General features: G+C 37.3%; 10 protein-coding genes. 2 read left to right on the top strand and 8 right to left on the bottom strand.

Annotation, left to right across the window (positions count from 1 at the left end):
* Positions 1 to 73 precede the first annotated feature (73 nt).
* The 8 genes from MKY69_RS01520 to MKY69_RS01485 all read right to left on the bottom strand — a co-directional run bounded on the left by MKY69_RS01520 (position 74) and on the right by MKY69_RS01485 (position 8,326).
* Positions 74 to 505, bottom strand: coding sequence for a hypothetical protein (locus tag MKY69_RS01520; RefSeq protein WP_004346971.1), 432 nt, complete (start codon positions 503 to 505; stop codon positions 74 to 76).
* 120 nt (positions 506 to 625) lie between these two features.
* Positions 626 to 1,021, bottom strand: a complete 396-nt coding sequence (locus MKY69_RS01515; protein ID WP_003103081.1) for a Mini-ribonuclease 3 — start codon at positions 1,019 to 1,021, stop codon at positions 626 to 628.
* Positions 1,014 to 2,357 carry a cysteine--tRNA ligase gene (gene cysS / locus MKY69_RS01510; protein WP_004346976.1) on the bottom strand — a complete coding sequence of 448 codons (1,344 nt, stop codon included), beginning with the start codon at positions 2,355 to 2,357 and terminating at the stop codon, positions 1,014 to 1,016. The genes MKY69_RS01515 and cysS overlap by 8 nt, the downstream gene beginning before the upstream one ends.
* Positions 2,358 to 2,378: 21 nt before the next feature.
* Complete coding sequence (cysE, locus tag MKY69_RS01505) at positions 2,379 to 2,963, bottom strand: serine O-acetyltransferase (protein ID WP_003104753.1); 585 nt, start codon at positions 2,961 to 2,963, stop codon at positions 2,379 to 2,381.
* A gap of 12 nt (positions 2,964 to 2,975) precedes the next feature.
* Entirely contained in the window at positions 2,976 to 3,731 is a 756-nt protein-coding gene (locus tag MKY69_RS01500) for an SseB family protein (protein ID WP_004346978.1), read from the bottom strand.
* A complete protein-coding gene (pnp, locus tag MKY69_RS01495) occupies positions 3,724 to 5,970 on the bottom strand; it encodes a polyribonucleotide nucleotidyltransferase (protein WP_445684229.1) in 2,247 nt (748 codons plus the stop codon). The genes MKY69_RS01500 and pnp overlap by 8 nt, the downstream gene beginning before the upstream one ends.
* Positions 5,971 to 6,751: 781 nt before the next feature.
* Complete coding sequence (rpsO, locus tag MKY69_RS01490) at positions 6,752 to 7,021, bottom strand: 30S ribosomal protein S15 (RefSeq protein ID WP_003105611.1); 270 nt, start codon at positions 7,019 to 7,021, stop codon at positions 6,752 to 6,754.
* 141 nt (positions 7,022 to 7,162) lie between these two features.
* Entirely contained in the window at positions 7,163 to 8,326 is a 1,164-nt protein-coding gene (locus MKY69_RS01485; RefSeq protein WP_004235256.1) for an MFS transporter, read from the bottom strand.
* Between the two features lie 281 nt (positions 8,327 to 8,607).
* On the opposite strand from MKY69_RS01485, the gene MKY69_RS01480 reads away from it, so the two are divergent.
* A complete protein-coding gene (locus MKY69_RS01480) occupies positions 8,608 to 9,528 on the top strand; it encodes a Ppx/GppA phosphatase family protein (RefSeq protein WP_003104223.1) in 921 nt (306 codons plus the stop codon).
* A gap of 3 nt (positions 9,529 to 9,531) precedes the next feature.
* Positions 9,532 to 11,658: a polyphosphate kinase 1 gene (ppk1, locus tag MKY69_RS01475; RefSeq protein ID WP_340790842.1), complete on the top strand. Its 2,127-nt coding sequence runs from the start codon at positions 9,532 to 9,534 to the stop codon at positions 11,656 to 11,658.
* Positions 11,659 to 11,806 lie beyond the last annotated feature (148 nt).

Below are 11,806 nucleotides of genomic sequence, written 5' to 3'. Positions count from 1 at the left end.
TGGCTTCTAGACTTCTCGTTTTCTGCAATAAAAAGACCAGTCATTTGACTAGTCTTGATTACTTAAGGCTTTATTAGTTGAGTGGGTATGTGAAGGGATCTGCTTCAACTGTTTCATTCCCTTTCTTGTCGGAAATCGTGACCTGTATACTATATTGACCGGCTGGATAACCTTTCATATCAAACCAAGCAGTCATTTTCCCCTGGCCAGAGGCAAGGGTATAATCAATGGTGTTAATCACCTGTTTGTTAGCATCTAGCAAATTGATTTTAGCTTGACTACCACCTTGTAAGTCTGCCCCAAGCTGGATACCAATATCCATAATCGTTGTATCTTTTCTGTAGTTGCTAGTCACAATAACTTGGCGCCCTGTGACTGGTCCAGGTGCAGCGACAGCTGGCGTTTGCCCTTCCGCGACAACCGTTTGTGTGTCGGAAATTAGCATCAAACCAAGACTAGTTGTTAATGCTGCTCCAGAAATTAGTAATTTTCTCATTTTGATCATAGGAAATCCTCCATTTTCTTAATGATTATCTTTTATTATAAAGGTTATTTTTAATTATTCAATATTTTACTGTCTTCCCTATAGATAACAAAAAAACAAGAGAAAGTTTCCTTACTCTTGTTAGTGATTTTCAACATAATTGATACACCAAGCAATCAACTCCTCAAGGCGTTCCTTTTGCTCAGTCATATCCAAGTAGCCCATCAAAGCCTCAAAGCCGGTCGACATCCGATAGGTGATGATGTCGGCATTTTTAGCCTTGGTATGACTATTAGTATTGCGACCCCGTCTAAAAATATCTTCTTCTTTTTCGGTCAATAGCTGCGCCTCTAAGAGAGCTGTAATCAGCATAGCTTGAGCATTAGCAGAGACATAGCGAGTTGATTTATGGTGCAACTGACTAGGTTTAGTTTGACCTGAAAAAATCAAGTGACGACGGATATAATAAGAATATACAGCATCCCCTTCAAAGGCCAGTGCAATCCCGTTGATCAAGTTGACATCGACTTTAGTCACGTGTCCACCTCACACCATCTTTTGTATCCAGCAATTTAATACCCTGAGCCGCTAATTGGTCACGAATGGCATCGGCTTTAGCAAAATCACGGCTAGCACGCGCAGCTTGTCTATCGGCAATCAAAGCTTCAATATCAGCATTCAGCACGTCCTCTTGGAAAATAATTCCAAAGACATCTAACATACTTTCAAAGGCTGCCTTAACAGCTTCTGTGTAGTGACCTGAGTTTATCCATTTGGCAAAGTCGAAGACTACAGTAATCCCATTGGCTGCATTGAAGTCATCATCCATGGCATCTGTAAAGGCTGTGACGTAGCTTTGCAATTCTTCTGCAGAAGCATCCCCTGTCAATGGTTGACTTTGGGTGTTTTTTAAATACTTGAGGTTAACTTCGGCATCATGAATGGCCTTTTCTGTGAAATTAATCGGCTTACGGTACTGTTGCGTCGCTAGGAAGAAACGCAAGACTTGGCCATCAACAGTCTGAAGCATGTCGTGAACTGTCACAAAGTTGCCCAATGATTTAGACATCTTTTCATTGTCGACATTAACAAAACCATTGTGCATCCAGTAATTGGCAAAGGTTTGACCCGTTTTAGCTTCCGACTGGGCAATTTCATTAGTATGGTGAGGGAACTCAAGGTCCGCACCGCCACCATGAATATCAATGGTATCACCGAGAATTTCCGTCGCCATGACAGAACATTCAATGTGCCAACCTGGGCGACCGGCTCCCCAAGGGCTTTCCCATGAAATTTCACCAGCTTTAGCTGACTTCCAAAGGGCAAAGTCCAACGGATTTTCCTTCAAATCAGTTTCTGTATCCGTTCGACCAGAAGCCCCAATTTCTAAATCTTCAAGTGTTTTATTAGCTAATTTGCCATAATTACTAGACTTGTCAACACGGAAGTAGACATCTCCTTCTGATTGATAAGCAAAGCCTTTTTCAATTAAGGCAGCTACAAAATCAATAATTTGATCCATGTAGTCCATTACCCGTGGGTTTTGGCTTGCTGGTTTAATACCAAGCTGTGCAGTATCTTCCATAAAGGCTGCAATGAACTTATCTGCCAGTTCTTTTGGTGTCATCTTAGCTTGCGCTGCGGCATTAATGATTTTATCATCAACATCCGTAAAATTGGAGATATAGTTAACTTGATAGCCCCTGTACTCAAAATAGCGACGAATGGTATCAAATGCTACAGCCGACCGTGCATTACCAATATGAATATAATTGTAGACGGTTGGTCCACAGACATACATATTTACCTGATTTTCTTTTATAGGGTAAAAGTCACGTAAACTGCGTGTCATACTATCATATATTTTTATCATCGCTTTTTTCCTTTGTCTCACTTATAGTTTAGAAGAATAATAAGATTCTTCACGTTTGTGTTCTATTGTTTTTATTTTTATTTCGTCTTTTTCCCCGTGTACACGGACCACTTTAGCAGGTACTCCTACAACGGTCACATCACCCGGTACATCTGATAAGACAACAGCTGCAGCTCCAACCTTAGCATTCTCACCGACCTCAATTGGGCCAATAACTTGGGAATGTGCAGAAATAAGGGCGCCACGACGGATAGTTGGATGGCGTTTACCTTTATCCTTACCAGTTCCGCCAAGGGTAACTCCATGGTAGAGCATAACGCCTTCTTCTACAATAGCTGTCTCTCCAATTACTAAACCTGCCCCATGGTCAATAAAGACACCGGGCGCAATGCAAGCACCTGGATGGATTTCAATTCCAGTCCAAAAACGCCAGCTTTGACTGTGCATTCTTGCCAATAGTTTTAAATTTTTCTGCCACATCCAATGTGATAATTGGTGGGCTGCCAATGCTTTGAGCCCAGGATAGGTTAATATAATTTCAAGTGAACTACGTGCTGCAGGGTCTTTTTCTTTAATAATATCAATACTTTTTTTCCACCAACCCATGCAAACTCCTTCTTACTTTTCAATATCTGTCCAATTGAGCAAAATCTGTTGGTCATCAAATGGATTGATAGCGACACCTACAGTTTGGTCAATTTCATTTTCCCCATTACGCGGTTGATAGATATCCTCAATTTTCCAAGTTAATATAACACCATGACTCTCACGAAAGGCTCCGCCAAATTTTTCGTGATTATACCATTTAGCAAAACTCTCTAAATTTGAAAAAGCTGGAATATATGATTTCCCGTCAGGAGTAGCCATTGTTGGGAATAGACGATCATAAAGATTATCTTCACGTGGTAAGACAAAAGCTGGGACTAAATAGAATTTATCCATTGTATCAGCTGCTTGATTTTGGTCCCCCATAATAGCATTTAAGATAGCAGTGTAATCATTCATAAAACGGATTAAATCACTACTTTTAAAAATAGTTGAATTGCTAGAATCACCACTTTTCTTAAGGTTGAAGACTAAACCAGAAACGCCTGATTTAATCACCTCCTCAAGAACAGCAATAGCAGAGCGTTCAAGCCAATAATGACTTTGAGCACTTTCTTGATCTGCTTTAAAGAGTGCCATATCTTCTTCATCTGTAAAGACTGGCGTTACAATCTGGTCATCTACTTCAATAGCATAAGGTTCTTTTGTTGCCCAAACTGGGAAATGGTGCAAAGCATTGACCAGTCCAACACCATCTAAAAAATTGTCTGGTGCATTGATAAAAGCTCTTAGACGATTATCTAATTCATTACTTGTATTATTAGTCATGTTTTTCTTCTTTATTTGTTTCGACATTTTCAGCTTTATCAACATGGTGTGGTTTACTACCATGTTGTTTAAAACCGTGGTGTCTTTCTTTAGGTATATCTGCCGAACCTTCTTGAGCATTTTCAGATATTTCAGGTTTTGGAGGTCTTGGTAATAATGCTTTCATTGAAGCATCTACACGGCCTTTTTCATCAACTTTAATAACTTTAACGTCAACTTCTTCGCCTAACTCTAAAACATCTGAAACATTAGCTGTACGTGTCCATGCAATTTCTGAAATATGAACAAGTGCATCTGTTTTATCAAATAAGTTAACAAAGGCACCAAATTTTTCAATACGGACTACTTTAGCATGGTAGACTTCACCAACTTTAGCTTCGCGGACTAAACCAGCAATAATTTCTTTAGTACGGTTAATGGCTACTTGGTCACTTGAGAAAATTTGAACTGTACCTTCATCATCAATATCAATCTTAACGCCTGTTTCAGCAATAATCTTATCAATTGTTTCACCACCTTTACCAATGACAATCTTGATTTTATCAACATCAATTTTAATAGTGTCAATTTTTGGTGCTGTTGGTGCTAATTCTGGACGTGGTTCAGCAATTGTTGCTTGGATCAAGTCTAAGATTTCAAAACGTGCTTTTTTAGCTTGAGCTAATGCTTCTTCAAGAATTTGTGGTGTAATACCTTCAATCTTGATATCCATTTGTAAAGCAGTAATCCCTTCACGTGTACCAGCAACCTTAAAGTCCATATCGCCAAAGTGATCTTCTAAACCTTGGATGTCTGTTAAGACAGTATAGTTTGTACCATCAGAGATTAGACCCATGGCAATACCAGCAACCGGTGCTTTAATTGGCACACCACCAGCCATCAGGGCAAGTGTTCCAGCACAGATTGATGCTTGTGAAGATGAACCATTTGATTCTAATACTTCAGCAACCAAACGGATAGCATATGGGAAGTCTTCTAAACTTGGAAGAACTTGTTCAAGGGCACGTTCACCTAAAGCACCATGACCAATTTCACGACGTCCAGCTGCTCCATAACGCCCTGTTTCACCAACTGAGTATTGTGGGAAATTATAATGGTGTAAGAAACGTTTTTTGTATTCATCATCTAAACCATCGATTATTTGAGTTTCACCCATTGGAGCAAGAGTCAAAACTGACAATGCTTGAGTTTGTCCTCGCGTAAATAAACCTGAACCATGTACTTTTGGTAAGAAGTCAATTTGGGCGTCTAAAGGACGGATTTCGTCAATCTTACGACCATCAGGACGAACTTTATCTTCAGTGATTAAACGACGAACTTCAGCATGTTCCATTTGTTCAAGGATTTCAGCCACGTCACGCATGACTGTTGAAAGAGATTCGTCATCAGCAAATTTAGCTTCATAATCTGCTTTCACTGTTTCTTTAACAGCTTCAGTTGCTGCTTCACGGGCTTTTTTCTCTTCAACTTGAACAGCTTTTTTAAGATCTGCATTGTATTTTTCAACAATTTCAGCTTGTAAATCAGCATTGACTTGTAATAATTCAACTTTTGCTTTTTCTTTACCAACAGCTGCTACAATTTCTTCTTGGAAGGCAATCAATTCTTGAATTGCTTTGTGACCACGAAGTAAGGCTTCAAGCATGATATCTTCTGATAATTCTTTAGCACCAGACTCAACCATGTTGATGGCTTCTTTACTACCAGCAACCGTTAATTCTAATAGCGAAGCTTCAAGCTGTGCTTTATTTGGGTTGATGATATACTCTCCATCGATGTAACCAACTTGTACTCCAGCAATTGGGCCATTGAATGGGATATCTGAAATTGAAAGAGCTAATGACGAACCAAACATAGCTGCCATAGGGGCGCTAGCATTTTCATCAAAAGAAAGGACAGTGTTAATAACTTGGATTTCATTTCTGAAGCCATCCGCAAACATTGGACGGATCGGGCGGTCAATGAGGCGAGCCGTTAAGGTAGCATCCGTTGAAGGACGGCCTTCACGTTTCATAAATCCACCTGGGAATTTTCCTGCCGCATACATTTTTTCTTCATAATTGACTTGGAGTGGGAAGAAATCACCTGTCGCCATTTTCTTAGACATAACGGCAGCTGTTAAAACAGTTGATTCACCATAACGGACAACAGTTGCGCCATTAGCTTGTTTTGCCACTTGACCAACTTCAACAACAAGTGGTTTACCAGCAAATGTTGTTGTAAATGTTTGTTTTGACATAAAATACGTTACCTGAAACAGATTTATGACAACATAATCCTGTTCCATTCCTTTCAAAAATATCTTGTTTTTGTCTACGTTGTTCTGCTACAAAAAGCAACAGATAATAGCTTATCTACTCCTCTTTGTATCAAACGACGTATCTGGTTCATTTTACCACAATTTGTGAAAAATTTCATGGCCTTTGGCGCCACTAGAATAAGATTTTTTGACAGAACGACCTATATTAAAATTGTGGAATAAAATAGTATTTAGAAACTTTTTACTTTGGTGTGGGACGGCAGCGACTTCCCAAGAAATTCCATACCTAATTTTTTAGTCAAAGTCTGAAAAATGTAACAATCTATTAATCTCTTTTATTTCAAATATTCAATATAGCGATGTTCGAATTTATTAATATGTATTTCGATAATAAACATTTAGAACCATGGTGTGATTTTATTATAAACAGTCTTTTTAACAATGGAATTCCGGAGGAAATCGCTTGTTGCCGGACCACCAAGAAAAGTATCAAAAATGAAGTTAAATAATTTTGTCATTATATTGAATTCTTCTTTTTAGAAGAATTATATTATTTTTCTAAGTAAAATTTCTTGATAGCAAAGAAGAGGAGCGACGATAACACTCAAATCTATTGAAAGCAATAAAAAAAGCCTCCATTTCTGGAGACTTTTTTTATTTTTTTAGATAGAATTTTTCTCAGGCAAGGCAGCGCGCTGAAGGCATAACTAGAGTTAGCCGAAGCAAGCTAACGAAGCCTGAAGAAGTTTTATCAAAAAAATTAACGACGTAATCCAAGAGATTGGATAAGTTCACGGTAACGAGGTACATCAGTACGACGTAGGTAAGCTAATAGGTTACGACGGTGACCAATTTTTTTCATCAAACCACGGTAAGTTGCGTGGTCTTTTTTATGTTCTTTGATATGACCATTCAAGTGGTTGATTTCCCAAGTAAGTACTGCTACTTGAACTTCAACTGATCCAGTATCGCCTTCATGACGTGCATATTGAGCGATGATTTCATTTTTTTTCTCTTTTGAGATTGCCATAGTATTTTCTCCTTTTATTGCTTAATCCGAGTCTTAGGATTGGCACTCCTAAAACCAAGAAAAAGTTGGTGTGTCTTTACGACCATTCTATTTTAGCAGAATCGCTGAGCAAGGTCAACTTATTTAGCAATTGGAAGCAACTTAGTTTCTGACAGTTTTCCTTCTGATTAGCTCTGCTATCAATAAACCAAGACCTAAAATTAAACTGAGAACGGCATAAATAAAATAAGGTGCTATGACTGAATTGGTAAGGCTAGTTAACCACTGGAGAACCAGAGCTGCACCACCACCCCCTATGTTACAACCAAGAAGGACAAGGGTGGTTGCTGCTGTCAGTTGATTTGCAGGGATTGTTTCTGAGACTGTATGGAAAATAACTGTGACACCAACACTATAAATAAAACCTGTTAGGAGGGCACCAAGTCCGATCATGAAGAGGTTATCGGCATAGTAAAGAACAAACATGCCTAGTCCTAGTGAGGTAGCTACAACTGCCATCAAATAGGAGTGAAACCAGGATAATAAACTACTAAAGCAGATCCCAGATAAGATGCCCATTAACATCATTAAACTTAGGATGAGGCTGGCTTGGGCTGGGCTTCCCAAATGGAGTTGATCAATAGCAAGAGGAATACGTAGTGTATTTGAGGTGTTCACTAAAATTACAAATCCTGCATAAATGGCCATGGCGATCAGGCTAATCATTTGTTTTGATGTTAAGGGAATTTCTTGATTTTCTTCAACCTGTTCAATCTTAATTTCTGGAACAAATAAGAGGTACATGGCTAAGATAATGATGGCGAATAGGTAAATCAAGAAAGCATACTGCCAGCCAAAGCTAATCAGTAATCCCGCTAAGGTAGTCATGACAGCTGCCCCGACAACTTCAGATGATGATCTGAGTCCTAGCATTTGAATCCGTTCTTTACCAGTGAAGCGTTCACTGATTATGTTAATTGCCTTGGCATTAATCAAACCAATTCCTGCCCCTAGTAATAGTCGTGATAAAAAAACCAGTCTATAAAGTTGTGTAAAGACAGGTGTTGCTCCACCAAATGCAATTAATAAGAGAGCTAAAATAACTATTTTTTTTGCCGATAATAATTTGCTAACAAAGGGATTGATTAACAAGATTGCCAAAATCGCAAAAGAGGGTAGTGAAAAGAGGATATTGACATCATTACTGGCATAGCCTTGTTCTTGGTAGTAATCCAACATCATCGAGATTGCTGGGGAAACAGAAAATGGCGTGATCATCATTAGGGATAAACCTAACAAACTGATTTTCTCTGTCAATTGTTTCATTTAAAATCCTCATTTCTTCTATCTGTGCTCTATTATTATAATAGATTATTGGTTAATAATATAGCATTCAAGATTATTTCTTAATTTACTTGTCATAATCCTGCTTCTCTGTTTTTATCAATTAACATTTTTCTTAATTTTTCCTTTGTTTTCAAAATAATGTTAAGTTTTTCTGAAACAATTGCCATTTTCCTTTCTCTAATGTAAAAGTTTTGTAAATTTTTGTCAAAGAGTTTTATTCGCTTTTAGTTTGATTTATAATAGATATAAAGGAGACTCTTATGAACATAGCAATTGTCGATATCGGATCCAACACCATCCGTCTTAATATTTACCATGTAGAAAAAAACGAATATTCTATTCTGTTTACCAAAAAATATACGGCTAGTCTTGCCTCTTATTTTGAGGATGGGCAATTAAGTGAAGAGGGGATCAAAACCTTGAAAAAGACTTTGAAATCAATTCAAAACGCTACTTCTTTTGTAACTTTAGAGTCAATTCATTATTTTGCGACAGCTTCATTACGAAATATCAGCAATCAAGATGAGATTATTGCTCAAGTGAAAAAGGAAATGGGCATTGCCATTAACCTATTACCCCAAGAAGAAGAGGCTCGTCTTGGCCATATAGGGATTGAGGAAGTATACGGTAAAACTGATGGTTTGTCAATCGACATCGGTGGGGGGTCAACTGAAATCTCTATTTTTGAAGATGAAAAGGTTATTGCTAACTTCAACTTTTCTGAAGGTAGTTTATCTTTATATAAACGTTATGTTGATGAAATTTTACCCACTTTAGATGAGTATAATCGGATAACTGAAAAAGTCAAAAAACTGTTAAAGAAAAAAGAAGATGAAAAGGTTGATAAGCTCGATACTTTGATTGGTATAGGTGGTAGTATCCGGGCAGTTGGGAAAGTTATTCAGAAAGTTGAAAACACTGATAGTGCTACTGAGTTTACCGTCGACCAATTAAAGAGTGTTAGTAAGAAATTGCTCAATCATGACAAAAACACTCTGATTGCAATCTTTAAAGTTTCCCCAGATCGGATTCATACAATTACCCCTGGGGTCATTGTCCTTTTAGAAGTTTGCAAATGGTTTAAAGTTAAAAAAATTCTAATTTCAAATAAAGGCCTTAGAGAAGGTTACCTAGTTGATTATCTGCAAAAATCAGATCTTCAACTTTCAACAAAGGAGTAAGTTATGGGACTAAAATACATGCAAAACAGAGAAATTGCATGGTTACATTTTAATGAACGTGTCTTATTGGAAGCTGAGGCTAAAGAAGTACCTTTACTAGAAAAATTAAAATTCATTGCCATTTTTACCAGTAATTTAGATGAATTCTTTATGGTTCGTGTAGGTACACTTCATGACTTGATGTTAATGAAGAAAAACAAAATTGACACCAAGTCAGACATGACACCAGCCCAACAAATTGATGCGATTCTAAAAATGATGCCTGATTTATATCAAAAACGGGATCGTATTTATCAGTCCATCTTGAAAGATTTAAAAAACTATAATATTAGACAATTACAATATACTGAATTAAATGAGGAACAAAGGAAATATACGGATCGTTATTTCAAAAAGAGACTTCATCATTTATTATCACCACAAATTATTGATTTAAGTCATCCGCTTCCTTTTTTAGAAAATAATCGAAATTACGTTTTTACCGAATTAGAACAAGATGGTGTGCCTACTTTTGGATTATTGCCAATCCGCGATGACTTTTCTCCGATTGTATCTTTGCCAGGTCACCAAGTTGATTTTATCTTACTTGAAGAAATCATTATGAGTCATATCGATGATTTGTTTGCTGGTTATACCGTTAAACATAAAAACATCATTTGTGTGACAAGGAACACTGACTTGAGTACAGATTATGAAAATCAGGATATGTTTAGTAACTACGCTGAATTCATGAAATCTATTGTCAAGAAACGGAAACGCTTGAGTACTGTCCGGTTAGAATCGCAAGGCAATTTACCAGAACTCGGAAAAGAATACCTCTTTAAGAAACTAGGCTTTGATCAAGATCACTATATGGTAAGCCAAACACCTTTGACTATGCAGTTTGTTTTTCCAATGATTGATAATGTACCAACGGCCATCAAAAATGACTTGCTCTACCCACCAATTCACGCTTATAATCCATTTAAATATACTCCGTCAATTATCAACGCTGTCAGAGAAAAAGATTATTTATTATCTTACCCCTATGATGACATTGATGCCTTCATTGCTCTTTTAAAAGAGATTGCCGAAGATCCAACTTGTCAGGCGATTAAGATAACTATTTACCGACTAGCTTCCAATTCGCAAATAGTGGAGCAATTGATTAAAGCAGCTGAAAATGTCATTGAAGTGACTGTCTTAATGGAACTGAAAGCCCGATTTGATGAGGAAAGCAATATTTCCTATTCAAGTATTCTTGAATCTGCGGGGTGTCATGTTATCTATGGCTATGAGGATTACAAAACGCATTCAAAAGTATTTCTTGCAATCTTTAAGAATCCCGATGAGACTTTGAACTTTATTACGCAGATAGGAACAGGTAATTACAACGAGAAAACTTCTCGGATTTATACAGACTTGTCACTCTTAACAGCTAATAAAAATTTTGGTTGGGATGCTAATGACTTCTTCTATCATTTATCACTGGGCAATCTCAATGGTAAATACAAACATTTTCTGCAAGCACCTTCAAGTCTAAAACAACGTTTTTTGGAATTGATTGACGAAGAAATTCTTAAAGGTAAAGCTGGGTATCTCTTCTTTAAATTTAACTCTCTGACTGACAAAGATTTTATTGACAAATTAGTTCAAGCCTCTCAAGCTGGCGTAACTGTTAAGTTAATTATTAGAGGGATTACATGTCTACTACCTGGTGTTGAGGAACTAACTGAACGAATCGAAATTCACAGTATTGTGGGACGTTACTTAGAGCATCCACGAATTTATGTTTTTGGTAAAGATGAAAGCAGAGCTATTTATATTTCTTCAGCTGACTTGATGACTCGAAATATGGAAGAGCGGGTGGAAATTGCTGCTCCCATCCTCGATGAATCTTTGAAAGATCAAATCATGAAGTATTTAGATATGCAGTTCTCTGATGCTATTAAAGGACGGATGGTTGCCACTGATGGTGCTTATCAAAATATCAAGTTAAGCAAAGGTCAAGAAGCCTATTCTGCTCAAGATAAATTTATCGAAATGGCAGAAGAAAACTACTATAAGCAACAAAATCTCCAACTTATTCAGAACCAACCAAGTCCTTCAAAAGAAGGGTTCCTTTCAAGACTATTTAAACTTTTTAAATAGTCTTGATAGACAAAAAGCCAATTCCTCTCTCACCAGGAATTGGCTTTTTTTATTGTTTTCCAGTTTATTCTTCTCTCTCTTTAAGAATCTTGTTTGGAGCCTACCTAAGTTTATCTTATTTGTCTGATAAAAACAACACTATATGGCA

This window comes from Streptococcus sp. FSL R7-0212 (assembly GCF_038007985.1).
GTDB classification, from domain to species: domain Bacteria; phylum Bacillota; class Bacilli; order Lactobacillales; family Streptococcaceae; genus Streptococcus; species Streptococcus parauberis.
This window is presented reverse-complemented; position numbering and strand designations above follow the sequence as displayed.

Bases quoted from the DNA above. Each gene is read 5' to 3' on its own strand.
- MKY69_RS01520 (WP_004346971.1), bottom strand. From the start codon at position 505: ATGATCAAAATGAGAAAATTACTAATTTCTGGAGCAGCATTAACAACT.
- cysS (WP_004346976.1), bottom strand. From the start codon at position 2,357: ATGATAAAAATATATGATAGTATGACACGCAGTTTACGTGACTTTTAC.
- cysE (WP_003104753.1), bottom strand. From the start codon at position 2,963: ATGGGTTGGTGGAAAAAAAGTATTGATATTATTAAAGAAAAAGACCCT.
- MKY69_RS01500 (WP_004346978.1), bottom strand. From the start codon at position 3,731: ATGACTAATAATACAAGTAATGAATTAGATAATCGTCTAAGAGCTTTT.
- pnp (WP_445684229.1), bottom strand. From the start codon at position 5,970: ATGTCAAAACAAACATTTACAACAACATTTGCTGGTAAACCACTTGTT.
- rpsO (WP_003105611.1), bottom strand. From the start codon at position 7,021: ATGGCAATCTCAAAAGAGAAAAAAAATGAAATCATCGCTCAATATGCA.
- MKY69_RS01485 (WP_004235256.1), bottom strand. From the start codon at position 8,326: ATGAAACAATTGACAGAGAAAATCAGTTTGTTAGGTTTATCCCTAATG.
- MKY69_RS01480 (WP_003104223.1), top strand. From the start codon at position 8,608: ATGAACATAGCAATTGTCGATATCGGATCCAACACCATCCGTCTTAAT.
- ppk1 (WP_340790842.1), top strand. From the start codon at position 9,532: ATGGGACTAAAATACATGCAAAACAGAGAAATTGCATGGTTACATTTT.